At 58.4% G+C, this 26,253-nt stretch carries 24 protein-coding genes; 12 read left to right on the top strand and 12 right to left on the bottom strand.

What is annotated here, in order from left to right:
• Window positions 1–75 precede the first annotated feature (75 nt).
• Window positions 76–1,164, top strand: a complete 1,089-nt coding sequence (locus HCK03_RS12545; protein ID WP_041145727.1) for an AAA family ATPase — start codon at window positions 76–78, stop codon at window positions 1,162–1,164.
• A gap of 28 nt (window positions 1,165–1,192) precedes the next feature.
• Here the strand turns inward: HCK03_RS12545 and HCK03_RS12550 are convergent, their stop codons facing one another.
• Both HCK03_RS12550 and HCK03_RS12555 read right to left on the bottom strand, forming a co-directional pair.
• On the bottom strand, window positions 1,193–2,458 hold the full coding sequence (locus HCK03_RS12550; RefSeq protein WP_167691658.1) for an MFS transporter: 1,266 nt from the start codon (window positions 2,456–2,458) through the stop codon (window positions 1,193–1,195).
• Window positions 2,459–2,700: 242 nt separating this feature from the next.
• Window positions 2,701–5,808, bottom strand: coding sequence for a beta-galactosidase (locus tag HCK03_RS12555; protein WP_167691659.1), 3,108 nt, complete (start codon window positions 5,806–5,808; stop codon window positions 2,701–2,703).
• A gap of 221 nt (window positions 5,809–6,029) precedes the next feature.
• Between HCK03_RS12555 and HCK03_RS12560 the strand changes: the two genes are divergently transcribed.
• The 5 genes from HCK03_RS12560 (at window position 6,030) to map (ending at window position 10,279) form a co-directional block, all read left to right on the top strand.
• Window positions 6,030–7,094 (top strand): LacI family DNA-binding transcriptional regulator, encoded by a 1,065-nt coding sequence (locus HCK03_RS12560; protein ID WP_041145724.1) that lies wholly within the window; start codon window positions 6,030–6,032, stop codon window positions 7,092–7,094.
• Window positions 7,095–7,788: 694 nt separating this feature from the next.
• A complete protein-coding gene (locus tag HCK03_RS12565; protein ID WP_052474531.1) occupies window positions 7,789–8,199 on the top strand; it encodes a Spy/CpxP family protein refolding chaperone in 411 nt (136 codons plus the stop codon).
• Window positions 8,200–8,320: 121 nt separating this feature from the next.
• The gene (locus HCK03_RS12570) at window positions 8,321–8,749 is read left to right on the top strand and encodes an outer membrane lipoprotein (RefSeq protein ID WP_115192607.1); all 429 of its coding nucleotides are present in this window, start codon (window positions 8,321–8,323) and stop codon (window positions 8,747–8,749) included.
• Window positions 8,750–9,300: 551 nt separating this feature from the next.
• Window positions 9,301–9,519: a ParD-like family protein gene (locus HCK03_RS12575; protein WP_041145722.1), complete on the top strand. Its 219-nt coding sequence runs from the start codon at window positions 9,301–9,303 to the stop codon at window positions 9,517–9,519.
• Window positions 9,500–10,279, top strand: coding sequence for a type I methionyl aminopeptidase (gene map / locus HCK03_RS12580; RefSeq protein ID WP_167691660.1), 780 nt, complete (start codon window positions 9,500–9,502; stop codon window positions 10,277–10,279). Before HCK03_RS12575 ends, map begins: the two co-directional genes overlap by 20 nt.
• Window positions 10,280–10,339: 60 nt before the next feature.
• On the opposite strand, the gene HCK03_RS12585 is transcribed toward map, so the two are convergent.
• Entirely contained in the window at window positions 10,340–10,672 is a 333-nt protein-coding gene (locus HCK03_RS12585; protein ID WP_167691661.1) for a winged helix-turn-helix transcriptional regulator, read from the bottom strand.
• Window positions 10,673–10,783: 111 nt separating this feature from the next.
• On the opposite strand from HCK03_RS12585, the gene gstA reads away from it, so the two are divergent.
• From gstA to HCK03_RS12600, 3 genes are all read left to right on the top strand, one after another.
• A complete protein-coding gene (gene gstA, locus HCK03_RS12590; RefSeq protein ID WP_134526208.1) occupies window positions 10,784–11,428 on the top strand; it encodes a glutathione transferase GstA in 645 nt (214 codons plus the stop codon).
• Between the two features lie 57 nt (window positions 11,429–11,485).
• On the top strand, window positions 11,486–11,695 hold the full coding sequence (locus HCK03_RS12595) for a hypothetical protein (protein WP_041145718.1): 210 nt from the start codon (window positions 11,486–11,488) through the stop codon (window positions 11,693–11,695).
• A 217-nt stretch (window positions 11,696–11,912) separates the two neighbouring features.
• On the top strand, window positions 11,913–12,074 hold the full coding sequence (locus tag HCK03_RS12600) for a hypothetical protein (protein WP_167691662.1): 162 nt from the start codon (window positions 11,913–11,915) through the stop codon (window positions 12,072–12,074).
• Window positions 12,075–12,224: 150 nt separating this feature from the next.
• On the opposite strand, the gene HCK03_RS12605 is transcribed toward HCK03_RS12600, so the two are convergent.
• Complete coding sequence (locus tag HCK03_RS12605) at window positions 12,225–13,637, bottom strand: aminotransferase-like domain-containing protein (RefSeq protein ID WP_167691663.1); 1,413 nt, start codon at window positions 13,635–13,637, stop codon at window positions 12,225–12,227.
• Between the two features lie 98 nt (window positions 13,638–13,735).
• Here HCK03_RS12605 and HCK03_RS12610 point away from each other — a divergent pair, with 98 nt between their 5' ends.
• Window positions 13,736–14,542 (top strand): arylamine N-acetyltransferase family protein, encoded by an 807-nt coding sequence (locus HCK03_RS12610; RefSeq protein ID WP_167691664.1) that lies wholly within the window; start codon window positions 13,736–13,738, stop codon window positions 14,540–14,542.
• Between the two features lie 89 nt (window positions 14,543–14,631).
• Here HCK03_RS12610 and HCK03_RS12615 read toward each other — a convergent pair whose 3' ends face one another.
• Window positions 14,632–15,879 carry a diguanylate phosphodiesterase gene (locus HCK03_RS12615; protein WP_052474527.1) on the bottom strand — a complete coding sequence of 416 codons (1,248 nt, stop codon included), beginning with the start codon at window positions 15,877–15,879 and terminating at the stop codon, window positions 14,632–14,634.
• A gap of 314 nt (window positions 15,880–16,193) precedes the next feature.
• On the opposite strand from HCK03_RS12615, the gene HCK03_RS12620 reads away from it, so the two are divergent.
• Window positions 16,194–16,805, top strand: a complete 612-nt coding sequence (locus HCK03_RS12620) for a glutathione S-transferase (protein WP_167691665.1) — start codon at window positions 16,194–16,196, stop codon at window positions 16,803–16,805.
• Between the two features lie 149 nt (window positions 16,806–16,954).
• On the opposite strand, the gene HCK03_RS12625 is transcribed toward HCK03_RS12620, so the two are convergent.
• Window positions 16,955–17,416: a GNAT family N-acetyltransferase gene (locus HCK03_RS12625; RefSeq protein WP_115192614.1), complete on the bottom strand. Its 462-nt coding sequence runs from the start codon at window positions 17,414–17,416 to the stop codon at window positions 16,955–16,957.
• 146 nt (window positions 17,417–17,562) lie between these two features.
• Between HCK03_RS12625 and pdxR the strand changes: the two genes are divergently transcribed.
• Window positions 17,563–19,032, top strand: coding sequence for a MocR-like pyridoxine biosynthesis transcription factor PdxR (pdxR, locus tag HCK03_RS12630; protein WP_041145714.1), 1,470 nt, complete (start codon window positions 17,563–17,565; stop codon window positions 19,030–19,032).
• A 174-nt stretch (window positions 19,033–19,206) separates the two neighbouring features.
• On the opposite strand, the gene HCK03_RS12635 is transcribed toward pdxR, so the two are convergent.
• From HCK03_RS12635 to HCK03_RS12660, 6 genes are all read right to left on the bottom strand, one after another.
• A complete protein-coding gene (locus tag HCK03_RS12635) occupies window positions 19,207–19,875 on the bottom strand; it encodes an ATP-dependent Clp protease proteolytic subunit (protein ID WP_115192616.1) in 669 nt (222 codons plus the stop codon).
• Window positions 19,876–20,067: 192 nt separating this feature from the next.
• Window positions 20,068–21,291, bottom strand: a complete 1,224-nt coding sequence (locus HCK03_RS12640; RefSeq protein ID WP_167691666.1) for an MFS transporter — start codon at window positions 21,289–21,291, stop codon at window positions 20,068–20,070.
• Window positions 21,291–22,541 carry an arsenic transporter gene (locus HCK03_RS12645; protein ID WP_167691667.1) on the bottom strand — a complete coding sequence of 417 codons (1,251 nt, stop codon included), beginning with the start codon at window positions 22,539–22,541 and terminating at the stop codon, window positions 21,291–21,293. The genes HCK03_RS12640 and HCK03_RS12645 overlap by 1 nt, the downstream gene beginning before the upstream one ends.
• On the bottom strand, window positions 22,541–23,209 hold the full coding sequence (locus HCK03_RS12650) for a hypothetical protein (RefSeq protein ID WP_167691668.1): 669 nt from the start codon (window positions 23,207–23,209) through the stop codon (window positions 22,541–22,543). Before HCK03_RS12650 ends, HCK03_RS12645 begins: the two co-directional genes overlap by 1 nt.
• A 149-nt stretch (window positions 23,210–23,358) precedes the next feature.
• Window positions 23,359–24,705 (bottom strand): sigma-54-dependent transcriptional regulator, encoded by a 1,347-nt coding sequence (locus HCK03_RS12655; RefSeq protein ID WP_134526184.1) that lies wholly within the window; start codon window positions 24,703–24,705, stop codon window positions 23,359–23,361.
• On the bottom strand, window positions 24,690–26,210 hold the full coding sequence (locus HCK03_RS12660) for a sensor histidine kinase (protein ID WP_228283780.1): 1,521 nt from the start codon (window positions 26,208–26,210) through the stop codon (window positions 24,690–24,692). The genes HCK03_RS12655 and HCK03_RS12660 overlap by 16 nt, the downstream gene beginning before the upstream one ends.
• Between the last annotated feature and the right edge of the window lie 43 nt (window positions 26,211–26,253).

A 26,253-nucleotide genomic window follows, 5' to 3' on the forward strand; every position in this document is an offset into this window, starting at 1 on the left:
GGACGGCAGACCGCCGTCCGCTCAGGTGGCGTTTCCCCGGCGACAGCAAATGATTTCGCGATCTTAGGGAGCACCATGATCCACCATCTCCGCATACAAAATTTCAGATCGGTAAGGGATATCGAGCTGGATCTGGGGGCGCTGAATATCGTCTTCGGGCCGAACGGCTGCGGCAAGTCCAATATCTACAAGGCCATCCATCTGCTCACCGCCTCCGCGGACGGTAAATTCTCCAGCTATATCAGCGATGAAGGCGGCCTCGAAAACATCATGTGGTCCGGAAAGAGCGCGCCCACGGCCCGCTACCCGAAGCGGCTGCAGATCGCCTGCCTGACGGAACAGTTCGACTATGAGCTGCAGGTTGGGTTTCCGGAAAAGCTGCCGTATCCCACCCAGTTTATGCTCGATCCGATTGTGAAAGAGGAGTCTATCTGGCTGGCCGGCTTCTCCCGCCGCCCCTCGGCCAGAGTGCTGCAGCGGAAAAATCAGGCGGCGTTTCTGATTGACGTGAACGGCGAGAAAAACACCTTTACCGAAGCTATCTACGAGAACGAGTCGATCTTCGGCCAGCTTGGCGAACCGCACCGCTTCCCGGAAATATCCCGGGTCCGGGAGACCATGCGCCAGTGGCGCTTTTATCACGAATTCAATATCGGCCGCCACTCCGCGCTGCGCCATCCGGCGGTGGGCTATCGCTCGCCGGTACTGGATAGCGACGGGCACAACCTGGCCGCCGCGTTTCAGACCATTGTCGAAATTGGCGCCGTGGAGCTGCTGCACGAAATCCTCGAGAGCGCCTTTCCGGAGTGCCGTTTCTTCTGTGAAAATGAGAATTCGCGCTTTTCGATAAAGATGCGCCGCGAAGGTATTTACCGGCCGCTGCTGGCGGCGGAAATGTCGGACGGCACCCTGCGCTTTCTGTGCCTGGCGGTGGCGCTGCTGAGCCCAAGGCCGCCGGCTTTTCTGGCGATTAACGAACCGGAAAACAGCCTGCACCGGCAGATGTTTCCGGCGCTGGCGCGGCTGATCGTTGAAGCATCGCGCTATAGCCAAATCTGGCTGACCAGCCACTCGGCGGAGCTGACCGAGCTCATCTCTTCGCTGGCGGAAAGCCAAATTTATGAGCTGGAAAACAGCGGCGGTGAGACCCGAATCAGGCGCTGATAGCCCGCCGTGCGGCGGGCGTTATGCCTCAGACGGCGTTGTTATATCCCGGAGCCGGCAGCAGCGTTTTGCTGCCTTTGAGGGTAAACAGCGAAAGAAGCGTAAAGCACAGCGTAATCGAGCCGAGGATCAGGTAAGCCTGATGGAAGCCCACCGTGTCGTACATGCGTCCCACCCACGCCGAGAGCACGACGCCGGAGAGCTGTTTCGATAAGTTGAAGCCAATCAGGAACAGGGTGGCAGAGAGCTTCGGGTTAAAGGCGGAAGAGATATATTTGAAGGTGCCGACCAGCAGGAACGGAACTTCAAACATATGCAGCATTTTTAATATCACCACTTCAACCGCGCTGGTGGCGAATGAGGAGCCGAGAATGCGCACCGACATAATTATCCCCGCGGTCAGCAGCGCATTTTTCGCCCCGATGCGGTTAACAATCGCCGGAGCGCAGAACATCACCAGCGCATTCAGCAGCTCGCCGCCGGTGGTGACAAAACCAAAGACTTCGGTTCCGCGCTGCGGGCTGGAGAAGAAGCCTTTAAAGAAGTTAGCAAACTGCTGATCGAAAACGTCATAAACGCTGGCGACGCCGACCACGTAGATAATAAATCCCCAGAACCGCGGCATGCGCAGCAGCTCGGCGGCAACGCGCAGCGAGAAGGCCTGGCGGTTGGCGCCCAGCGCGTCCATCACCTGGGCGCTATTGCTGCTTTCCGGACGAGAAAACCACAGCAGCACCCCGAGCGCCAGCGCGAAGCCGGAGGCAATCCAGAAGGTAATATTCGGGTCGATACCAAACAGGATCCCGGTAATCGACGCGCAGATAGCCCAGCCGACGCAGCCGGCTACGCGCACCTTGCCGTATTCAAAACGGTTGGCGCGGCTGACGCGTTCGATATAGGCCTCGACCGCCCCGGAACCGCTGGAAAAGACGATCCCCAGATAGACGCCGCCCACCAGCGCCCCCAGAATAATATTCATCTGCAGCAGCGGTGAAAAGACGAATATAAAGAACGGGGCAAACAAAATTAATAGCACCACGATCGTCCACAGCAGATGCTTGCGCAGCCCGAGCTTGTCAGAGATCAGGCCAAATATCGGTTGGCAGATAATGGCGAACAGCGAAATTGAGGAGAAGACGATCCCGGTTTCCGTTTTGGTTAAATGGTTAACGTCCGCCAGCCACACCGGGAAAAAGGGGAAATAGGCCGACATAATGAAGTAATAGAAGAAAAAGAACAGCATGAAATAGATAAAGTTATGCCGTTCTCGCGGCGCGAGCTCAGAGAATTTCATAGAGAGGTTCCATTTTTATTATGCCTGTAGGGTTGGGGGTGTGACGCCCCGTTTATACCGCTCATACTTCAGGTTGCATGTGCGCTGCTTTTCCTCGCTCACCCCGGCCTGACGTCAGTAAGCCGTCGGGTTTCCTGCCTGCAACGCGAATTATTCCGGGTTTATACCGTCATGATCCAGGCGGCCGGCGGGCGATTCGTTTGCTGAATCACCCGCGGCGTAGCCCGACTATTCCGGGTTTATTACTGGAAATGAATGCTTACCTGATACTGCCACTGCGTTTCCTGAAGCAGCCACTGCGGCAGCACGCTCGGAGTCCAGGAGTCATCGCCGCCGACGCCCATATGCTGGCCGTCGAGGGTGATCCAGACGCCGCTCTCCGGGCGCATCAGGTGCCAGTGGTCGGTTGCCATCAGCTGCGCGGTACCGTAAGGCTGCACCGAGAAGTGGAAGTGGCCCGCGACGTGCCAGCGACCCCAGTCCAGCGCGGTGCTATCGCAGCGTAGGCCGTTTTCGGTGGGGAAGATGTACGGCGTGCTCATCTCCGCAAGGGGCAGCTGCCAGCGGGAGAACTCCGCGCTGCTGCGGCGATCCGGGTAGTTTTCATGCGGGCCGTAGCCGAGCCACGAGACCGGCTGCTGCTGATCGGCGACCTGGAAGTTGAGGCCGACTCGCGGCAGCGGCGGCAGGGTACCGGCGCGCTCGCCGTCCACCGCCAGGTGTAGGCGGCCTTCGCTATCAAAGGTCATACGCCAGCGGCTGACGATGACCACTTCATCGCCGCGCAGATAGTGCCAGCGGCTGTCGATGACCACCTCATGGGCCAGACGCTGGGCTTCGCAGCGAACGCAGCGCGCTTCAAGGTCGTACAGCCCGGCGCTTTTCCAGCGCTCAACCCAGGCGTTAGGGTCGATGCGTTCCACTTCGCTGACGCCGATATCGTTATCCAGCGGGGCGCGAACAAACTGGTCGCGCAGCGGGGTCAGCAGCTGCTCCACGCCGTCGGCGCGCCACTGGCTGAGCAGGCCGCTTTGCCGAACGACGGTCCACTGCTGCGATCCCAGGCTAACGACATAGAAAGACTCATCGATCTCCAGCGTCGGTGCGCTACCGGCAGGCGCCGGTTTGGCGAGCGCCAGCGGGGCGGCGAGGGCAAACTGCTGCCAGGCGACGCGGTGTTCGGCCGGCGACCAGGCGGTAGCCTGCGGCTGAACCACCTCCAGCAGCAGCCAGACCTCTTTCGCTCCCTGAGGCAGGGTCAGGGTATCGCACAGCGTCAGCTCCGCCTCGCCCTGCGGGATGAGATCGAGGGCGGTGCTGCCGCTGGCGACGGTTTCGCCCGCTGACTGTACCTGCCAGCGCAGCTCTTCATTATTGGTCGCGCGGAATAGATATTCGCTATTGACGCTAACCCGCAGCGGCGACTGCGCCAGCAGCGTGAACTGGAAGAACTGCTGGGCGTGTTTGGCCTCAATGAGCGACGGATGCTGGCGGCGATCGGGGAAAACCAGCCCGTTCATGCAGAACTGACGGTCGTTGGGTTTATCGCCAAAATCACCGCCGTAGGCCCAGCCGGTGCTGCCGTCCTCGAAGGTTTTGCTAATAGCCTGATCCGCCCAGTCCCAGATGAAACCGCCCTGCAGGCGCGGATATTCGCGAAACGCCTGCCAGTAGTCGGCGAAGTTGCCCAGGCTGTTGCCCATGGCGTGCGCGTATTCGCAGAGGATCAGCGGGCGCTGCTCGCCCGGCAGGCTGATCCACTTTTTGATGCCCCATTTCGGCACCGCCGGAATGAGCTGGTCGCGCTCAACGCGGGCGTACATCGGGCAGATAATATCGGTGGCGCTGCTGTCCGCTCCGCCGCCCTCATACTGCACCGGACGTGAAGGATCGTTGCGCTTGATCCAGTGGTAGAGGGCTTCATGGTTGTCACCGCCGCCGGATTCATTGCCCAGCGACCAAATAATAATCGACGGATGGTTACGGTTGCTTTGCACCATGCGCGTCACGCGGGCGCTAAACGCCGGCAGCCACGACGGGTCGTCGGAAAGGCGGTTCATCGGCACCATACCGTGGGTTTCGATATTGGCCTCATCGACCACGTACAGGCCGTAGCGGTTGCAGAGTTCGTACCAGCGGGAGACGTTCGGATAGTGCGAGCAGCGCACGGCGTTAAAGTTATTCTGCTTCATCAGCAGGATATCCTGCAGCATATCCTCCTCGGTCACCACCTGGCCGCGCTGGTGATGGTGCTCATGGCGGTTAACGCCGCGGATCAGCAGCGGTTTGCCGTTAAGCAGCAAAAGCCCGTTGCTTATCTCGACCCGGCGGAAACCGATGTCCCAGGCTTCCGCTTCAATCAGCCGATCGCCTTGCCACAGCGAGACCACCGCGCGGTAGCAGTGCGGCGTTTCGGCACTCCACAGCGCCGGGCGCTCGACCGCCAGGGTTAAGCTGGCGCGCTCGGCATAGTTACCGCGCTCGTCGATGACCGGCGAACCGGGACGCTGACGGATGCTGGCAACCTGTTTATCCCCCTGCCACAGGCTGACCTCGGCGGTCAGCGCGTCGAGCTCCCCGGCAGGCGCGGCGATGGTCAGATCGACCGCCAGCTCGCCGTCGCGGTAGAGCGCGTCCAGGCTGGGGGTGATTTGCACGTCGCTGAGGTGCTGATGGGGCTTATTGAGCAGCCACACCGAACGGAAAATGCCGCTCATACGCCACATATCCTGATCTTCCAGCCAGCTGCCAGCGCTCCAGCGCATCACCATCACGCACAGGCGGTTATCGCCCGGCTGCAGATACGGCGAGAGGTCAAACGCGGCAGGAAGGCGGCTGTCCTGGGAGTAGCCGACCCACTCGCCGTTGCACCACAGGTGGAAGGCCGAGTTGACGCCGTCGAAGATCGCCTGGGTCTGGCCTTCCGCCAGCCACTGCGGATCAACGGTAAAGGTCAGCGAGTAGCAGCCCGTCGGGTTATCTTCCGGCACGCGCGGTGGCGTGGTGTCGATGGGATAACGGACGTTGGTATAAATTGGCGCGTCGTAGCCTTCCATTTGCCAGTTTGAGGGAACCGGTGTGCTGCGGCTGTCCGGCAGATCGGCGTCGATCCAGCTGGCGTCAACGGCAAACGGGCTGCGGGCGTAGGAAAACTGCCAGCGTCCGTCCAGCAGACGACGGCGATCGCCGGGCAGATTGTTGCGCGCGTCGGCGATATTTCGCCAGCTGGCAAAGGTCGGGTGGGCCGCCAGGCGGTTAAGGTGAGTTATGGTCTGGTTTTGCCAATCTTCACGCGCCAGCACTTCGTGGAACAGCGGAGAGCGGGCGGCGGTTGAGTCGTGTTGTTGCATACGCATACCTGACGGATAAGTGAAGGAAATGTCATTCGCTAGACAAGAATGAACGTGTTATCAGGTATTTTTCCTTGTGCCGCAATATCATTGGAAATGAAACCCATTGACGATCACGAAATGCCGGAATTAGAGCTGATTTTTGTCGTTAATTAGACATAAAATGTTAGCGTGAGACATTTAACCAATACCTACTGAATTTTGGCGACCAGGAGAGGACTATGCAGCGGCGTTCGGCAACCTTAGATGATGTGGCGAAAGAGGCCGGAGTCTCCCAGCAGACGGTCTCCCGGGTGCTGAATAATCCGGACGTGGTCTCTGACCGCACCCGCGACAAGGTGATTCGCGCGATGCAGGCGCTGCACTATGTCCCTAACCGTTCCGCCCAGCTGCTGGCGGGGAAGGCGGCGCCGTCCATAGGGCTTATCACCGCCTCCTTGACCCTGCATGCGCCATCGCAAATTGCCGCGGCGGTGAAGCTGCATGCCGGCATGCACCGGCTGGAGGTGTCGATCGCCATGCCGGAACAGACCGACTATGCGTCGCTGCAGGCGCGGCTGGACGAGTTTCGCGCCCAGCATATCCGCGGGGCTATCGTCAGCCTGCCGTTGGAGAGCAGCACCGCCGAGCGCCTGGCCGCTGAGAACCCCGATATCTCCTGCCTGTTTCTCGACGTCTCTCCTGAAACGGACGTCTCCTGCGTGCGCTTCGATCACCGCGACGGCTGCGGCGCCTGCGTGCGTCATCTGTGGGAATCCGGGCATCGGGAGTTTGGCCTGCTGGCAGGGCCGGAGAGCTCTATTTCTGCGCGAATGCGCCTCGGCAGCTGGCGCGAGGCGCTGCATCGTCTGGGCATCAGCCGGGAGGTGACGGTCTTCGGCGACTGGAGCGCGGCCAGCGGCTGGCAAAAGACCTTTGAACTGCTGCACCTTCAGCCGCGGATCAGCGCTATTGTGGTAGCCAACGATCAGATGGCGCTGGGGGTGCTCAGCGCGCTGGCGCAGCTTAACCGCACCGGCAGCAGCGCCATCTCGGTGACCGGCTACGACGATACCGCCGATAGCCTCTACTTCCAGCCGCCGCTGACCACCGTCGCGCAGAATTTCGATCTGCTGGGGAAAAGGGCCGTGGAGCTGCTGGCTCAGCAGATGGCGACGCCGCAGATGCGCATTCGCGAACTCCTGCCCACTACGCTGATTGTGCGTCAGTCCACCTGGGCGTACGGCGCCGAGCCCGCCCGCGATCCGCTGATTGCTCAGCTAAAAACGCTGGTGGAAAAGCTTTAAGTTGGTTGGTTTAAGCTTCATTGAAGTAGAGGGTGCTAAGGTGCGCGACAGGCGTAAAGAAAGATGGACTCTTTTTTTGCGTACAATGCAAAACACAATCTATCCATGCAAGCATTTATTTACCGCCATTTCACTGGCGGTTTTTTTTCGCCCGTACCTTGCTCGCACTTTGCCCACGCGATGCCCACGCCGCCATGGCGTATTTTATTTAACGCTACCATTTGCGTACTTATTAGCCGTTTATCGGAATAAACACGCTGTTTTTGCAGTAGGCGGTGCGCCGGTCTTCCCGGGTTAGAGTTTTCAACCCAGCATAAAATGCTGTGAGACCATACGCGGCGGGGAAGCCTGGTGCGCTTCCTTCTGCGGCTATCCTGGCGGGTGCTGCGGGCGAGCGACAATATAGCCGGGGCTGAATTGGTGAATCTTATATTTTGCCGCCCTCGCAGGGTTAAATACCGCTTCGGCGATAATTGCATAATATCTGTACCCTTAACGGGCGAAAAAAGAGAACGGCGCCGTCTGGCGCTCAAGCGCGCGGTTGCGGAATTCATAATTACCATCAATGGATGCGGCGCAATTAATATAATAAAATAATTAATTGTCCAAATTTAAATTTAACCCTTTGTTACAGATGGAGTTTATTATTCAGGTGATAATTCAGGTTCTTTTACAACATTAAGGATAATCTTTCGTGAATAAATTTGTGCGTAATACCCTGATTGCCGTTGCCATCACCACCGGTTTCTCCGCTGCCGCTCAGGCTGCCAGCGCGAGCGACGTTCCGCCGGTATCTCAGGACCCGGTGGTTCAGCATCTTAAATTAAGCAATGAGCAGGTGACTAAAATAAAAGCGCTGCATCAGGAATTTGAAACTAACGTGAATAATATCAAAATTGACGGTTTCAAAGAGGGCGCGCTGGTGGAGACCATTCAGTCCGGGAAGTGGGACGATGCGAAAGTGAAGCAGCAGCTGGCGGCCTTTGGTCAGCTCGATCAGCAGGTTCGCTACTACCGCGTAAAATACTATTTTGGCGTCAATCAGGTTCTGACGGCGGAACAGCGCACCCAGGTTAAAAAAGATCTCAGCGAAGCGCTTAATTAATCCGCTCCCGCCAGCAGTGGCGGGATCCCTTCGGGGAAGGTTTGCCAAAACGGCGCCGGAATAACGCTTTGCGGCACGCCCCCTTGAGGCACTCTCTTTTGAGGCAAATGTTTGAGGCACTATGAAGAAATTCACGCTCGTCGCGCTTAGTCTGCTTGCCTTCACCAGCCTGCCGGGCTTTGCCGGCAGCAAAACGGTGGTGGAGTATGGTGTTGTGCAGCAGAGCCAGATTATCAGCAGCCAAACGCGCTCCCACCCTCTGCGTACCGTCGCCGCCGGGGCGCTAGGGGGCGTAGTGGGCCATCAGTTTGGTAACGGTAAAGGACAAACCGCCATGACCGCCGCGGGCGCGGTGGCCGGAGCCGGGGTTTCTCGCCATCGGCAAAGCCAGCAGCAGGCCGTTCAGCAGCTTGAGCTGACGATCAAAATGCAGTCGGGACAATTAATTCAGGTTGTTCAGCAGGTTGATGGCAGCCTGACCTTTAGTCAGGGCGATAAGGTTCGCGTTTTGACGTCCGGGAGCAATACCCGCGTCGATAAATCCGTTTAGTTAACGGTCCGGGCCGTCGCCCGTGCGTAAAAAACGTCCTCTGGTGCCGGCAGCAGAGGGCGGCTTCAGGCCTTCGCTCGTCGGGCCGTTAGCGTTTTTCCAGGCAGGCTAAAATCCACCGAATCCGCTCTGTTCCTTGCTAACCCTATCTGTTTACTCGATTAATCAGGGGATGGATGTGCCCGACCGCGCTATGCTGTTTGCTCAGGCAGGTCAGGATCACGCTATCGGACCACTGGCATTGACTGCGCCCGCGATGGGTTGACGATGAGTTAAATAAAGCGCTGATAAGAAGCCCGACAAAAAGGGTGAGCAGCGGGAATGCGAGCGAGGTTTTCACTTTATAACGGTCCTGGCGGTCAAGGCGATTTTCAGTACCCTACACTAAAAATGTGACAGTTATCCCATTTATGTTTTGTATGACCGACCCGGTCACCGGGAATGACGACCCTTCAGCCAGCGGCCAACAATCCCAACGGGCGCGTCGAACCGCGTGACTTTAGCGGCCAGAAAGTATACGATGCGTATATGTTTTATTACGGTATATATATATGGGAATTGTAAAAATTTCAGATCTGCTGCATGACGATATCCGCGACGCCAGCCGAGCCATGTCGCGGTCGGTGAACGCTCAGGCCGAATACTGGATCCGCGTGGGAATGATGAGCGAGCTTTATCCCGAGCTTAACCATCAGCAGATTAAGCTGCTGATGCTCAAATCAGGGTCTGACCGTCTGCTGGAGGTGATCAATGCCATCCATTCCCATTAAGACCGCCGAAGAGCTGGCTCTACAGCGCCATGCCGGGGAACTGTTAGCCACCGTTTTTGACATGCTGGACGCATTTATCCAGCCGGGCGTCACCACGATGGAGATTAACAATCGCGCCGAGGATTTCATCGTCAACCAGCTGCACTCCCGGCCTGCCAGCAAGGGGCAGTATGATTACCCCTACGTGCTGAACACCTCCATCAACGAGGTCGTGTGCCACGGGATGCCGAAGGAGACGGAGCACCTGAAATCTGGGACGATTGTTAACGTCGATATTACGCTTGAGAAGAACGGGCTGATTGCGGACTCCAGCAAAATGTACCTGATCGGCGACGTTTCTCCGCTCGCTCGCCGGCTGGTGAAAACGACCTATGAAGCGATGTGGAAGGGGATCAAGGTCGTGAAGCCCGGCGCCACGCTGGGCGATATTGGCCATGCGATTCAATCCCATGTTGAGAAGAATGGCTACAGCGTCGTCAGGGAGTACTGCGGCCACGGCGTAGGCAAAGAGATGCATGAAGACCCGCAGGTGCTGCACTATGGTAAACCCGGCGAAGGGGCCGTTTTGCAGCAGGGAATGGTCTTTACCATCGAGCCGATGGTCAACCAGGGCGACAGCAAAACGAAGCTCAAGAAAGATGGCTGGACGGTGGTGACCCGCGATAAGAAGCTCTCGGCGCAATGGGAGCACACCATCGCGGTGACCGACACCGGCTTTGAGGTCCTGACCCTGCGCCAGGGGGAAGAGCGGCAGCTTTAACAGGCCCGCTCCGCCGACCGCCTCATCGATAAGAGACGGTCGGCGATGAACAGGATCCCGTCAGCCGTTCGCCGGATCCTGCTTTTGCTTCAGCCACAGCCCCAGCTCCTTAACGACCTCGACCACTTTTGCCAGCCTGAGACCGTCGGCCGTCAGGTTGTAAACAACCTTAACCGGCACTTCGGGATAAACGGTACGCTGCACGACGCCGGCCTCTTCTAACGCCCTGAGATCCATGGTGAGCATCCGCTGAGATATGGCGGGGATATCGCGACGGAGGTCGCTAAACCTTTTCGGTTTTTCCAGCAGGTACGACACAATAAGTAAACGCCAGCGGCCGCCAATCAGATTCATCGCAACTTCGACGGAACAGCCGGAGATAACGTCTTTCATGTTAATACTCGGTATAATTTATGTACCTACACTACAATAATGTGCCTTCTTTAAAGTATCAACTAACTTTGTTAACCTCGCGCTATACTTAAACGGCGAGGGTGTTATTGCATGAAACTTTATTATTCTCCGGGCAGCTGTTCGCTTTCTCCCCATATTGCCTTACGTGAAGCCGGTCTTGATTTTGAGCTTATTCGCGTCGATACCAAAACCCATACCTGGGGTGCCGGGAATAACTATTATGATATTAATCCGCTGGGCTATGTCCCGGCCTTAGAGACCGCCGACGGGGATATATTCAGGGAGGGCGTCACGCTTATTCAATATATTGCCGATTTAGCCCCCGACGCCGGACTGGCTCCCGCCAGCGGGACCCTCGCGCGCTATCGCCTTGAAGAGTGGCTGGTTTTCTTCAATAGTGAAATTCATAAAGCCTTTATTCCCCTCTTTTATAGCGAGCACGGCGGGGCCTATATCAATATTGCGCGCGAGAAGCTGCTTTCGCGTTTTGCGTGGCTCGACCAGCAGCTGGCGGATAAAGCATTTATCACCGGGGCGCAGTTCTCGATTGCCGATGGCTATCTGTTCGCGCTGGTTGGCTGGGCGCAGGCGGAGTGGCTGATATCGGTTTATAACCTGGATATTGACCTGACGGATTATAAAAATATTGCCGCATGGTATCAGCGGGTGCTGGCGAGACCGGCGGTCCGCCAGGCGTTAAAGGAGGAGGGCATCGACTTCCTGCCTCTCATATAATACCACCCAGTTCCTGTGCTATTATGGCGCTCCACCAACGCTTATAGGGATGAAAGGATGTTAGAAGAATATTTTGGTAATGCTGCCACGGCAGAAGAGAAGAAACGACTCCTTGCCGTCCAGGCCGCCTTAGAAATCTCGAAAGCCGCCGTCTCTTCATCAACCGCGAATTCAGGGATCCGCAGCCAGATGGATCTGCGCAACGTGGCGCAGGAAGTGGCTTCATTAGCTGACGCTATTCAGGATGCGCTCGAAGAGAGCGAGTAAACGCAGAGTGGGCTAAGCAGCCCTCAAGGCATAAGCCCCCTGGCGTATTGGCCGCAGGGGGCCTTCACAACAGCACGCCGCCTGCCCACAAGAAAGCAGCCCTGGCCGGCACGACTTGATTAAAATCAATTTTTTTGTCAAAATCCCGCCTCAAGCATCAAGTATTTTGAAGTTCACACGGATGAACAGAGCCTCAGAACGAGCACAGGGACCCGGAATGAAGTATCTATTTGCAGTTATGTTGAGTATGACCTTATCAGGATGTACGGCCGGCGATTGGATTGACGCGGCGGGTGGAATAATGCAGGCGAAAGACCAGCAGCAAAAAGACGACCGAACCAAACGTATTAAAGCTGCCAATAAAGCCGCTGGCTATTAATCACGCAAAATAATAGCCGCGGCGCCGCGGCATATTATTTATCCTGACGCTACGTCCTCCCTATTTCCAGGCGCGGAAGAGGTCAGGCAACCGGCGGCGGCCAATCCGCCGCCAGTACTGCGCAATATCAATAACGCTCCCGCCAGGCTATTAATTCTTATTATCCGCGTGCTGACAAATCTCGCCGAGCTTTATTACCGCCGCTATCAGCTGTGGCGTAGGTTCGCAGGCGCAATTAAGCCGGAGATAATGGGTCATATCCTGGCGCGGGGAAAAAAGCTGGCCCGGACTGACGCCAATTCCGGCGTCAAGCGCGGCGCGGTGCACGTCCAGCGCGTTAATGGATTTAGGTAGCTCCACCCACATTAGGAATCCGGCCTGCGGAATGACCACCCGGGTTTGCTCGGGAAATTGAGCCGCTACCGTGCTGGATACGATGTCGACGCTTTTTTTGATCCTGCTCTTCAGGCGTAAAAGGTGACGATCGTAGTCCCCTCTGGACATAAAATCGCTTACCGCCGCCTCCGTCAGCGGCGAGCCGGCCCAGTCGCTGGCCAGCCGAATTTTCATCACCTCTTCATAGTAGCGGCCCGGCGCGATCCAACCCGTGCGCCAGCCTGGCGTCAGCGCTTTCGACACCGAGGAGCAGTACAGCACGGAGCCGCTGCGGTCAAATGCCTTACACGCCGGCGGACGGGCGGCATCCCCGACCAGGTCGCCATAGACGTCATCTTCAATCAGCGGAACGCCGTGTCTCTCCAGCATCGAAACCAGCTCCCTTTTGGCGGCTACCGGCATCACGGCGCCCGTTGGGTTCTGCGCGCTGGGAGAGACCAGCACCGCGGCAGGGCGATAGTTGACGATGGCCTCATTCAGCGCCGGAAGGGAGATGCCTTCCTGCGGATCGGTGGCGATTTCCAGCGCCTTGAGGCCCATTGACTCCAGAAGCAGCAGTGCGCCGAACCAGGCGGGACGTTCGATCGCCACAACATCCCCGGCAACGCAGACGGCCTGTAGCGCCAGGCGTACGGCCTGAGTGGCCCCGCCCGTGACGATCAGTTCGTCGGGGCCGAAGGTCGCGCCCCACTGGACGGCCCTGCGGGCTATCTGATAACGCAGATCGGCTCTTCCCGGCGGCATGCTGTAGGTCTGCCCGCAGGCCTCCAGACGCCGGCTTGCGGACTGTAGAACCCGCTGCAGCCGGGCCGCCGGCAGCCAGGCCGGATCGGGCTGCGCGGCACCGGGCGGAACCAGACGACTCTCCTGACGGCTAAACAGCGTTCTGGCGAGGGTCGACATATCCACGGAGACCGGCGCGGCGTTGGGGATCGCGCCAGATGTGACCGCGGAGGCGACGAGGTTGACGTAGTACCCGGAGCGCGGGCGGGCGACGATCAGCCCTTCGGCTTCCAGAAAACGCAATGCTTCCTGGGCCGTCGGGATGCTGACCTGCTCCCGTTCAGCCAGCTTGCGTACTGAAAGCAGGCGGTCGCCGGGATGAAGCGCGCCGGCAATGATGGCCTGTTGGAGCGAAAGGGCAATGCGCTGATAGCGGGGAAGCATGGGATCTGTACAGGCTGGTTTTCAATAAATCTGAATATATCCCCTTAGCGCCCGTAACGCTATTCTCGGCTGCAGATGACGAAACCACGGAGATTGCCATGAAAGCTAAAAATTTTGACCTTGCCGCCTATTTTCAGCGCATTGATTATCACGGGTCGGCACGGGCGGATGCCGCAACGCTGCATGACGTTATGCAGAGACAGCTCTTTTCAATTCCGTTTGAGAATATCGACGTGCGGAACGGGAAAGGCGTTTCGCTGGTCGCGGAAGATATTGTCGAAAAACTGATCGGACGGCAGCGGGGCGGATATTGCTACGAAGTTAACGCGCTGTTTGCGATGGCGCTTGAAGCGCTGGGGATCCCTTACCAGTTTGCCGCCGCGCGCCCGATGTTCTATCCAGCCCGTCGCCCGCGAACGCATATGGTGGTCATTGCTTTTGTCGACGGCAGGCGCTGGCTGTGCGATCTCGGGTTTGGTCATTATGGAATACGGGCGCCCGTTGACCTCGCCATTCTTGATACTGAACAGCCGCAAAATCCGGATACCTTCCGTCTCAGCCTCGATGCGACAGGCGTGTATACGCTGCAGGCGTGGGTTGATAGCGGCTGGCACAACCAATACAGTTTCGATCTCTCGCGCCACGAGCTGATCGATTTTGAGCCCGCCAACTATCTGAATTCTACCCACCCGGACACCGTGTTTGTCAGGCAATTAGTGGTCGTGTTACACCATCCCGACGGCAGAGATATTCTCTCCGGACAGGCGCTTAAGACGATCCGCGGCCAGGAGACGCGCCAGCGGCAGCTCTCCGATGACGAGCTCCCGCAGGTACTGCGCGAGACGTTCAGGGTGACGGTGCCTGAGCCCGCTTCAACGGCGGCAGATAAATCGCTCGTCAGCTGATTATTTGTCAGCAGCGGCGGAGATTATCCGGCCTCCACCGCTGGGCACGAGCGCGCTGATGGCGGCGTTAACGGAGGATTGACCGCCGCTTATGGCGCCAGTGTGGCCGCTGGCAGCCCTTTTCCGGGGAGTCTGACCGGCCAGCGGACTTCTCCGACGCCGTTCAACTGGGGTCGGGAGAATAAAAAGCCCTGGAAAAGACGAATTCCGATGGCGTGGAGCCAGCACCACTCAGCAATGCTCTCCACGCCCTCGGCGACGACGGCGATCCCGAGGTCTTCGCAGCATCTGACCACGGACACCACAATCGCCTGCTTGGCTCCGCTCATATGAATATTGCGCACCAGCTCGGCGTCGATCTTAATTTTATTCGGCTGGAAGCGGGTCAGAAGCGAAAGTCCAGAATAGCCGGCGCCAAAATCGTCAATAGCCAGGCTCATGCCGGCCACGCGAATATCCTTCAGCACCTGCTGAAACTCGGTAAAACCGGAGATAACCTCGGTTTCGGTGACTTCTATTATAATTTGCTCCGGCTTTAGCCCGGCGTCGCGGATTTTATCCAGTAAAAACGCCACCGAGCCGGAGCGGTTATACAGCGAGCCAGGCAGCAGGTTAACCGCCAGCCGCTGCTCGCCGAGGTTAATGCTGCCGGCAAGCGAAAAGGCGTAGGCTTTGGTTTCGAGATCGAAATCGTAGCGCTTCTTTTCCGGCACCGAAGAGAACATCTCCGCCGGTGAGCCGCCAGATGGGCTGCGGATCAGCGCTTCAAACGATGAGATATGGCCGCTTTCCGGCTCGACAATCGGCTGAAGCGCGAACTGGCAGGGTTGCCCGGGAGACAATCCCGACAGCGGGCAGAGCGAAGGGGTGCCACGGCTCTCCATAGTCCACAGCGCGGGATTGAGCCCTTCCGGCAGAATATAGCGCCCGCCGTGCGCGATAAAGGCCTTGATAAACTTGAACATCCGGTCATCCGCAGAGAGCGTGTTTCTGAACTCACCTAAATGGAGGATCTGTTCCGTCAACGCCCCCGGCTTGTTTAGCTGCAAATCAAACAGATGCATACCGATATCGCGAAACCGCCGGTAGGCAGAATAATCGCGCATTAGCTCCACCACGTCGGTGTGGCGCGGGTCGTTGCGGATCTGGCTGAATAGCGCATCGACCACCTGCTCATCGCCCTCCAGGACCTGAAAAAACTGCGACCCACTAAAAATCAGGATACCGGTGACGTGGAGATTTGTGTTTTTCTGTCGTGCCCGGCTGACGAGAGTGCCCAGGCCGGTTGGCTGCCAGGCGGGAGCTAACTGACTCCGGTAGATCAGTGTGGTCAGCATATATTTCCTTGTTGGATCGGACTAATGGGTGCCAGTCTGCGCGAGGGAATAAGTCCTGGCCCGAGGTCCTCTGACCTAAGCGGGTACGGTGTTCATGCCTTTGCCAATTATCAGGGCGTGACGCTGGTATTTTCGAGTGTCGCTATCACGCTGAGAGTCGCTTACTTTACCCTGAACGGCGCGCTATTCCATGTTTATCTTAGTTCTGCCGGGCGTTTGAGGGAATCGCTCTCAGCCTGCTCGTCCGCTGGTGCATAAAGCGTGCCTGCGCGAGCGTAATAACTTTTGCATCCACAAATTAACAAGGAGTGGTAATGAAACTGATTGGCATGCTGGATTCACCCTATGTGCGGCGCGTAGCAATATCGCTGGCGGCTTACGGCGTGGCTTTTGAACACCTGCCGCTGTCCGTGTTTAGCGACTATGCGGCCTTTGCCGAGCTGAATCCGGCGGTGAAAGCCCCAACTCTGCTGCTGGATGATGGCACGGTGTTAATGGATTCCACTCTGATATTGCACTATCTGGAAGCGCAGGCGGATGCCGCCTCTAAGCTTTTGCCCGCGGATATTGCGGCGCTGGCGGAAGATAGCCGTCTGCTCGGGCTGGCGCTCGCGGCGGGTGAGAAGGCGGTGCAGCACGTCTACGAGCATCGCCTGCGGCCGGAGGAGAAACGGCACCAGCCGTGGATAGACCGGGTCACCCGGCAGCTGTTGGCGGATTGCGCCGCATGGGAGGCCGGGCTGCAGCATCGTCAAATCAACGACGCCCGGCTGGATCAGGTCGCCATTACCAGCGCCGTGGTGTGGGGGTTCATTCAGATGATGATTCCAGAGGTGGTCAGCGCCGGCGACTATCCGCGCCTGCAGGCGATCTCTCAGCAGCTTGAGGAGCTGCCGCTGTTTGCGAAATTTCCCGCGCAGAGCTGAGAGCTGAGAGCTGAGACGGGGCATCGTTCTTTGTCCGCGATCGCGGCGCGGCGTTCACCCACGGCCCGGCGGGTCGGCATCGACTGCCGCCGGACGTTACTGCTGCGCTATGCAAAGGGCGGGAAGGAGGCCGCCGTTCCCGCGCGGGCCTACCTCAGCGGCATACGGTATTCGATCATCCCGCTTTTGCTGGCTATCCAGTCGTAAAGCCGCTGCCCGCGCAGGTTCGTTTCATGCGTATGCCAGTAAAGGTGGGCGCAGTGCCGCTTTCTTGCCTGCCGCTGAACGTGCTCGATAAGCCGCTTACCAATCTGCTTGCCCCGCACATCGGCGCTGACAAAGAGGTCCTCCAGATAGCAGTAATCCGTGTCGGCCCAGGTCGAACGGTGAAACAGGTAGTGCACCAGCCCGACGACGGTTCCGTTCTCTTTTGCCACCGCGCAGTACACCGGCTCGATGGGATTAAAGAAACGGTTCCAGGTTAGCCGGGTGGTGCTTTCCGCAATATCGACGCGATAAAACGTCTGATAGTTTTTCCATAACGCTAACCACTGCGGGTAATCATTTTCGGCAACGATCTCGACAGTAATATTGTCTGGATCGCCGGTCATTGCTGCTCTGTGCATCGCTTTTCCTTGTTTATGTCATGACCCGATTGTCTCTGTGCCGGTGATGTTAGGGGGATTTTTGGTTCCAGGTAAGTCACGCTTTTTGTATATTTATAGGATCCACTTTTACCAAAAGGACGTGGGCACCTGTGAAAAAAGCCGTTTCTCCTCTGTTTCAGGATCTGCTGTTAGATAGCGGGACCATCAAGGATCAGGTCTATCATGCTCTTCGCCGCGCTATTCTCGACGGCCGCCTGAGCGCGGGCGCAAAAATTCCCTCCAGCCGCGCGTTGGCCGAAGTGATGGGAATTTCGCGTAACTCGGTGATTGCCGGCTTTGAGCGCCTGAGCGATGAGGGCTATCTGGTCACGCGGGAGGGCGCGGGGACCTTTGTGGTCACGCATATCCCCGACTGGCTTATCCATACGGACGGCGCGGGTGGCGGGCAGGTTGACGATCCGCCGTCGGTCGGGTCGCTGAATCCGGATATCACCGCGCTGCGCCCCCTGTGGTCAGAAAGCCAGGCCGGAGGCGGCGCAAACCGCCTGTTTGCCGTAGGCGTCGGCTGCACCGATCTCTTCCCCTACGATCTCTGGGGCCGGCTGCTGGGGAGAGTCTGGCGGCAGTCGCGCCGCGAGATTGGCCTTCACGCCAGCCCCAATGGTTATCAACCTCTGCGGCGGGTGATATGTCAGTACATTCAGTCGACGCGAGGGGTTAACTGCACGGAGGATCGCGTGATTATCGTCAACGGTATCCAGCAGGCGCTGGATATCACCGCGCGCTCGCTGCTTTCGCGCGGGGATGAGGTGTGGCTCGACGATCCCGGCTATAACGGTGCCCGCGGCGCTTTTGCCTCGGTAGGGGCAACGGTCAGGCCGGTAAGGGTCGATAGCCAGGGAATGGACGTTGACCACGGGATGGCGCATTATCCTCACGCCCGGCTGGCCTATACCGCACCCTCGCACCAGTTTCCGCTGTGCGCCACCCTTAGCCTCACGCGCAGGCTGGCCCTGCTGGAGTGGGCCGAATCCCGGCAGGCCTGGATCTTCGAAGACGATTACAATAGCGAGTTTCGCTACGCCGCGCGTTCATTGCAGGCCCTGCAGGGGCTGGATAAGCATAATCGGGTCATTTACGCCGGGACGTTCTCGAAGATGATGTATCCGGAGTTTCGCCTCGGTTTCCTGGTCGTTCCCGGCCATTTACGCGAACAGTTTGCCACGACGAAATACTTCTCCGATCTGTGCAGCGGCTATCTTGAGCAGGCGGTGCTGGCCCGTTTTATCGCAGAAGGCCACTACGCCAGCCACGTTCGCCGGGTCCGCAAAGCCTGCTATGAGCGTAAGCTGGCGCTGGCCGCCGCGGTTGAGCGCTATCTGCCGCAGAAAATGACCGTTCATCCGACGGATTCCGGCGTGCATCTGGTGTGCTGGCTGCACGGCGGCCTGACGGCAGAATACGTGGTGGAGAGAGCCCGCGAGCTGGGGATGGGGATCCAAACCTTTGCCCGCTACTGCCAGCGGCCAATGGAACGAGAGGGAGTATTGCTGGGCTTTGCCAACCATTCGCCCGCAACGCTCGAGGAGGGGATTCGCCGCCTTGCGCAGGCGCTGTGATGCTTGTCAGTCAGATGTGACGATACGTTATTTTTCCGGCTTATTATTCCGCCCGCCCGCAATAATAAGCCGGGGCGAGTGAACCGTTAGCGCTAAACGTGTTCTGCTCGTGCCGGCTTTTAAGGTCATTGTGTCTGCCACGGACCGTATGGAAATATTCTCTGCACGACTATCTTAACTATCGCCGTCGGTAACGTAGTAGGTTACCGAATAGCTATGGCTCTCTTTGATACCGCGAGTGACCAGGCCGGCTTTGGCTGCCTCATCGACCTTATAAAATACGCGTCCGGTTTCCGAGGCCGTTATTTTATTCAGTTCATCGGCGGAGATTTTTGTACAGGTCGAATAGATAGTGCGAAACAGGACGTTGTAGCTTTCAGCATCTTCCAGAATGCGCCTGGCCTGATCGGGTTTCAGATAATCCGCTTTGTCGTTCCACGCGGCGGCAGGATGAAGCATGAATCTGGCAAGCGGCATGGCGTAACGCTCATCCGATCCGCAGTAAATCATGGTTGCCGCTGAGGCTATCACTGAAGCATCGATCATATTCAGTTTGATCGCACTCTTGCGCAGCGCTTCATAGGCCACGTACCCGGCGTCCATATCCCCGCCTTCGCTGTTGAGATATATATCGATATTCTTGATATTGCGGTACCTGCCTGCTATTTCTGCAAGCGAGGATAATAACCAGGTGACGGTTCGGTTATTGATCGCGCCGTTGAAGTAAATGGCAGCCTCATTAACGCTGGTATTCTTGACGGTATCGGCTTTGATATAATAAACGTTGGCCTGTGCGCTCAGGGGTAACACGAGAGCCAGCAGGAAGAGCGGCCGCTTATTCATGGATAGGATCGTCCTTGGTATCAGGAAATTTTTAAGATATCGATGTAAGTTGCTTAATCAGCTGGAATGAGGCGCAATAAAGCAGATAAATAACGCCACCAGCCGCGTAATGTGATAGCACATGGCGCGTAAGGTATGGCTGATCTGCATCAGTTCTGGCACGGTCTGTTGAAAGATTAATGATGCTCGGGTTCAGTATTTCTCCGCAGGTTTGCTTTGCCCCGCGAAGGCAAACAGCAGTATGGCCAATAGCGCAATGAGGCCGTGTACCAGAAAGGCATGGCCGTAGCCCCACTTCTCAACAACGGCTCCGGCGACGACGCTGCTAAGGGTCGCGCCAATGCCCTGCACGGTTAATACGCTGGCAAATCCGAGGTTAAAGTGGCCCGTCCCCGCCAGCAGTTTTTCCAGCACCAGCGGTGTCAAAATGCCGAGCAGGCCAGCCCCGAGGCCGTCGAGAATTTGCACGGGATAAATCGCATTGAAATCGTGCGCCTGTGCCGCAATCACGCCGCGTATCGGTAGCGTAGCCAGCGCGAACAGCACCAGATATCGCAGGCCAAATATGCGAATAGCGGCGGGCACCAGCAGCGCCCCGACAATGGCCGAGGCCTGGCCGACCAGCATGATAATCGCCGTGGTTTTAAAGGGCTGATCCAGATTGATGGCATTTTGCTGGATCAGCAAACGCGATATTGGCGCATTGGCGAAATGGAACAGCATCAGCGTTAGCGCAAACACCAGCAGCCCGCGATCGGACCACAGAACCCGCAGCCGTGAGGGTGGCTTGTGCTGCCTGTTGCCCGGCGTTTCATCCTGTCCGCGAGCCACCTCATGGTCAATGTCATCGGGGTTGATTGTTAATGTTGCCAGGACGGTGACGACGGCGGTTATCGTCATCAGCGTTGCGACGCCGGACAAGCCGGCTTCACTGCTGATCCACCATGTCGCCATCAGCAGCACAATGTTGCCGGTGTGGTTCCACGCTTCGTTATAGCTCACCTGTTGAGTGAAACCGCTGCGTCCGACCAGGCCCAGCGAGATAGCCACCATGGTGGGGCCAATCAGCAACCCTGCCAGCGCGGTTAAGATTTGGGAGACAAAAACCACGGGTTTACTGGGCCATAAAATAGCGGCAAAAGCCAGCAGGGTGGTTAACAACACCGGCACAATAAGTAGGCTGCGCTTGGCGCGGGTGGCATCGACCCACGCGCCGGCAGGAACCCCGGCAAACAGCCCGATAGCGCCGCCGGTGGTTGCCAGTAAGCCCAGCTCAAAAGCCGTCCAGCCCTGGGTGATAAGCCAGGCATCGAGAAAAGGTCCGAGTCCATCCCGTGCGTCGGCGAGAAAGAAGTTAAGGACCGCCAGTGAAACAAGCGTTCGGGTACGCAGAGGAAGAGTGCTGAGTAAAGACATTATGCGATTCCATGCAGAACGAAAAGAGCAAGCAGCAGCGTTGGCGGCATCACCAGCAGCCCCAGTTTGAAAAACTGCCCCACGCCGACGTGCAGCCCCTCCCGGCGTAGGGCATTGAGCCACAGAATGGTCGCCAGCGAGCCGGTAACGGAAAGATTAGGGCCGAGCGCAACGCCGATCAGCGCGGCGGCAGAGATCGCCGGCGCAGGCGTCGCAGATTGCAGGACCGATCCGGCCAGCAGCCCTACCGGAAGGTTATTCGCAAGGTTACTGACCAAAGACAGCGCGCCGCCAACCATCAGCCCCGAAGCCTGCGGCCAGCGCGTGGTCACCCGCGTTAAGGCATCAGAGAGAGGGCCGATCGCGCCGCTATACTCCAGCGCCTGCACGAAGACAAACAGGGCGGCAACCAGTGGAATAACGCTCCACGAGACGGCTTTAACCACGCTGAGCGGCGATTGCCCGCGGCGGAACCAAACCAGGAGCAGCGTTAGCAGAGCAATCATCAGCGTGGGCATACCGAGGTCGATGGCGTTCCAGGCGCAGGCGGTTAAAATCACGGCCGCACCAACCAAACCGGCCACGGCCAGCCGCCCGCTGCGGCTCAAAGGGCTGGGGGAGATGTCGCTGTGGAGGCGTGGCGCAATGTCGGCCCGCAGCCTCCAGCGCAATAGCGCATAGGTCGCGACAATGGCGACCAGCGAAGGCAGCGCAAACAGGGCGAACCAGCGGGACAACGGCGGCATCGAGGTACCGAATACCACCAGATTGGCCGGATTGGAGACCGGCAACACGAAGCTGGCCGCATTCGCAATGAACGCGCAAATATAGAGATAGGGCAGCGGGGAGGCGCCAACCGCTCGGGTAACGGCAAACACCGCCGGCGTCAGCACCACGGCCGTTGCGTCGTTGGAGAGGAAAACGGTCACCAGCGTTCCCACCGCGTATATCAGCAGGAATAGGCGAGGTCCGGAGCCGGCAGCCCGGCGCGCCGCCATCGCGGCTAACCAGTCAAAAACGCGCTCCCGGCGGGCGAGTTCGGCCATCAGCATCATGCCCGCGAGGAACAGGTACACTGAGGTTCCTCGGCGGATCCCCGCCATCGCCTGGGCGAAGGGCAGAAGGTGAAATATCAGTAAAATCAGGACACCTGAGGCTGCCCATATCGCCTCAGGTAGACGAAACGGCCGCAGTATCACCGCCACGGTTGCGCTACCGGCAACCAGCCAAATCCACGGGCCGGTTTCCATTAAGGCTCTCCGCGATAGAGAGGCTGAAGTGAGGAAAGGGTGGCGCCGACGCTCACGGCCTCAAGCGCCTGCCCATACTGATTACGCGTTCCAAGCCCTGCTGCGGCGAACGGCATTCCCGCCTCCAGCGATCTCTGCAGCGAGCCGGGAGGAAAATGCACGATGCTGCCATCATTGAGGATCGCGCCGTTGATTTCACCGCGAGGGCCGGTCAGAACGGTATCGATAGAACCCGAGACTTCAAAGCGCTGTAGCGTATTCGCCCGCAAATGAGGGGGGATGCCCTCATCCTCGACTGTCGGGGGGCGATCGACCAGGGCCTGCCCCGTGGCGACGTTGATAATACTTTCGGCTTTTACCCGCTTTGCGGTTTCCATAAAACCGCTAATACGCACGGATTGACCCGGCGCGGCTTCTGCGGCAAGCCTGGCGCCCATATGGGGTGGGAAAGCGACGACAACACCGCTTTCCAGCTGTAATCCATCGACTTCACCGAAGGGGTTGATAAGCAACCGCCGCACCTTACCTTCCGCGACCGAGATCGGCTGTTGCGAAGGCGGGGTAGCCGAAAGTAGAGGCAGAGGAGCGGCCGGGGGCGGTACAGCGATAGCCGCTGTCAGCCCGCTCAACGCCGCTGCCAGAGTGATAACAATCAACGACACTTTCATAATAACTCCCGAGAAATACAGCAATGATTTCTCTAAGAGCAAAGAGCGTGCCAGCTAAGAAAATGCGCCACCGGGCGCGATGCGGGGCGGATCTGTCACAAAGTGTCCGATAATGTGACAGCGTGCTGTCCGCCGTACGGACACCCTGGTTATTTAATGTCTAACTGCTCAAGCTTACGATAAAGCTGCTGGCGCGAGAGGCCGAGCCGACGCGCGGCATGGGCCCGATTATTATCGGTGGCCGCCAGGGCTCGCATAATCATCTGCCGTTCAATAACGGCGAGGGCTTCCTGCAGGGTTCCGTCCCAGTTCAGCTGCGGAGCGGCATCGGCGGCCTGAGGCGTCCGTAGCCCTAATCCTAACTGCTCGGGGCCAACCGTCGGCCCCTGGCTTAGCACCGAAGCCCTTTTGATGGCATTCTGCAGTTCACGCACGTTCCCCGGCCAGATATGCGCCAGCAGCGCCTGGCAGGCCTGCTGGGAAAGACGCTTTGGCGGATGGCTCTCCGACTGGCGTAAAAAATGCTCCGCCAGCAGAATTACGTCTCCCGACCTTTCCCGCAGCGGGGGCAGGACGATAGTGATGACCTGTAATCGATACCACAGGTCTTCGCGGAAGCGCCCCTCCTGTACCGCCAGCGGCAGGTCGTGATGCGTGGCTGCGATGATGCGTACTTTTACCGGATGAGCATGCGTTCCGCCGACCGGCGTAACCTGCCGCTCCTGCAAAGCGCGTAAAATTTTCGCCTGCACCGGGAGCGGCATATCGCCAATTTCGTCTAAAAAGAGGGTTCCTCCCTGAGCGGCGCGGAACTGACCAGGACGGTCCGCCACGGCGCCGGAAAATGCCCCTTTCACATGACCGAACAGCTCACTCTCAATCAGCTCTGCCGGGATTGCCGCGCAGTTGACCGCGATAAAAGGGCCGCTAGCGCACGGCCCGCTACGGTGTATCTCGCGAGCCACCAGCTCTTTCCCGGTTCCCGTCTCGCCGCTAATCAGCACCGTGGCATCGCTATTAGCCACCTGGCCTATACGTTTAAAAATCTGGCGCATTGCTTCGCTGCTGCCAACCAGATCGTCGTCAGCCAGGGGCATATCGTCGGCGGTGCTGCCTGAACCATGCTGATTTTCTGCAATGCGATCCAGCGCGCGCGTCAGCACCTCTTCAAGCGCCGCGCGCCCGATGGGTTTTGTCAGGTGATCAAAAGCGCCCATCCGCATGGCTTCAATGGTATTGCCGCTGCTGGCGTAGGCGGTGAGCATGATGCAGGGGATGTCGGGGGCGAGCGCCCGGGCCTGGCGCAAAAAAACCAGCCCATCATCGCCAGGCATGCGCAGATCCACAATGGCGATGTCGATATCGCCTGTGCGAAGCTGCTGCATCCCTGCCAACGTACAGTCGGCTTCGATCGCCTGATGATTTAAGTCGCTTAATGCCTCGACCAGGCTGGCGCGAAACGCGCTATCATCATCAACAATCAGCACTCTGGCCATGTCAGCTCCATCTCAAAACGCGCGCCTCGCGCGCTATCTGCCAGCGAAATATTGCCGCCGTGGGCATGGACTATTTCACGTACCAACGCCAAACCGAGCCCGTAACCGTCCGGGCGGCCGGTGATAAAAGGGTTAAACAGCCGGGCGCGCAGCTCATCAGACACGCCCGGGCCATCATCGGCGACCCACAATAGCAGGTTGCCATTGGCGCGGCGCCTTGCGCCTGTCTCAATCCGACCGCCGTTCGCGACATGCGCCAGCGCGTTTAATATCAGATTATCGAACGCCCGGGCCATTTGCGACGGGTCAAAGAGTTTGCGGTCATTCATGTGGGCGGGTAATTCAGGGTCAATCGTCAGCGTTAGCTCAATCTGACGCCGCTGGGCGGCATCCGCGTGGGCGTTTATTCTCTCCAGCAACCACTCTTCAATGTTAACTTTCTGCCGCTCAACGCGAAACGGTTGCGTCAATGCCAGCAGGCTGGAAACGAGCCGGTTGATCCTTTCCGTTTGTTCTATTACCACCAGCAGGGCGCTTTCGGCTCGCGCTACGCGGCTCGCCTGCGGGGCATGCAGCGCGTTTTCGGCCTTCATCTGAATGGTCGCCAGCGGGTTGCGAATCTCATGCGCCAGCCCGGCAGAAAGCTCGCCGAGCGCCGCGAGCTTTTCCGCCTGCGCCAGCTCGGCAGACAAGCGTGCGGATTCGCGCTGGGCGTAAGCCAGCCGCTGCGAGTAATCATTCAGCGCGACCGTAACCCTATCGAGGTCGGCTAATCCCGACAGCTCGGCGAGCTCCGGCGCGGAGGAGTCAAACTGAGTTCTGGATTGCTCCAGCACTCCCGCCAGATAATGAACGCCGCGGGACCAGCGGGTGAGCGTCCAGCCCAGCCAGCTGCCGGATAAAAGGACAAAACCGAGTAAAAGCGCCATCGCCAGCACCAGCCGGTCGAGGGCATCACCCGTTATGGTCGGCACGCGGGATAGCGTCCAGGCAACCAGGGCCGAATTTTGCTCCAGCGGGCATGCGGAAAAAATGACCGCCTCACGCAGGCCGGGACGTACGTCGGTAACGGAGCGTTTCCCATCCAGGGCGCGACGGCTGGTGGACTCAATTCGCTCCAGTTCAGCGCTGGGCGGATCGCGTTTGATGCCGCTGCCGTCATAGGTCGGGAAAGCGTAGGCGACGACTCCCGAGCCCATGCTCCACAGCCCGCCTTCGACGCCGGGCCGGTCTCTCAGCGTGAGATCGATAACCGCCTGCGCGCCGGAAACCCACTGTGGGCTCAGGTTTATCTTCCCGGCGTCGGCGCTAAGACCCGCGCGGGTTGCCGCGATCCGCAGCGTTTCACAGCTGGCGGCGGTGATCTGGCGCTCGCGTCGAATCTGCTCATCTGCCCCCTGACGGCTGAGTTCGAAGATAAGCCATCCTAAAGTAATAGAGACCGCCGCAAAGCTTAACCATATAAACAGCAGCCGGCGTAGCAGGGTATTGCTGCGTAACATCATGTACCTTCGATCCTGGTGGCAGGGAGTTTTTAGAATCAGCTCA

The organism is Klebsiella terrigena, assembly GCF_012029655.1.
Lineage (GTDB): Bacteria > Pseudomonadota > Gammaproteobacteria > Enterobacterales > Enterobacteriaceae > Klebsiella > Klebsiella terrigena.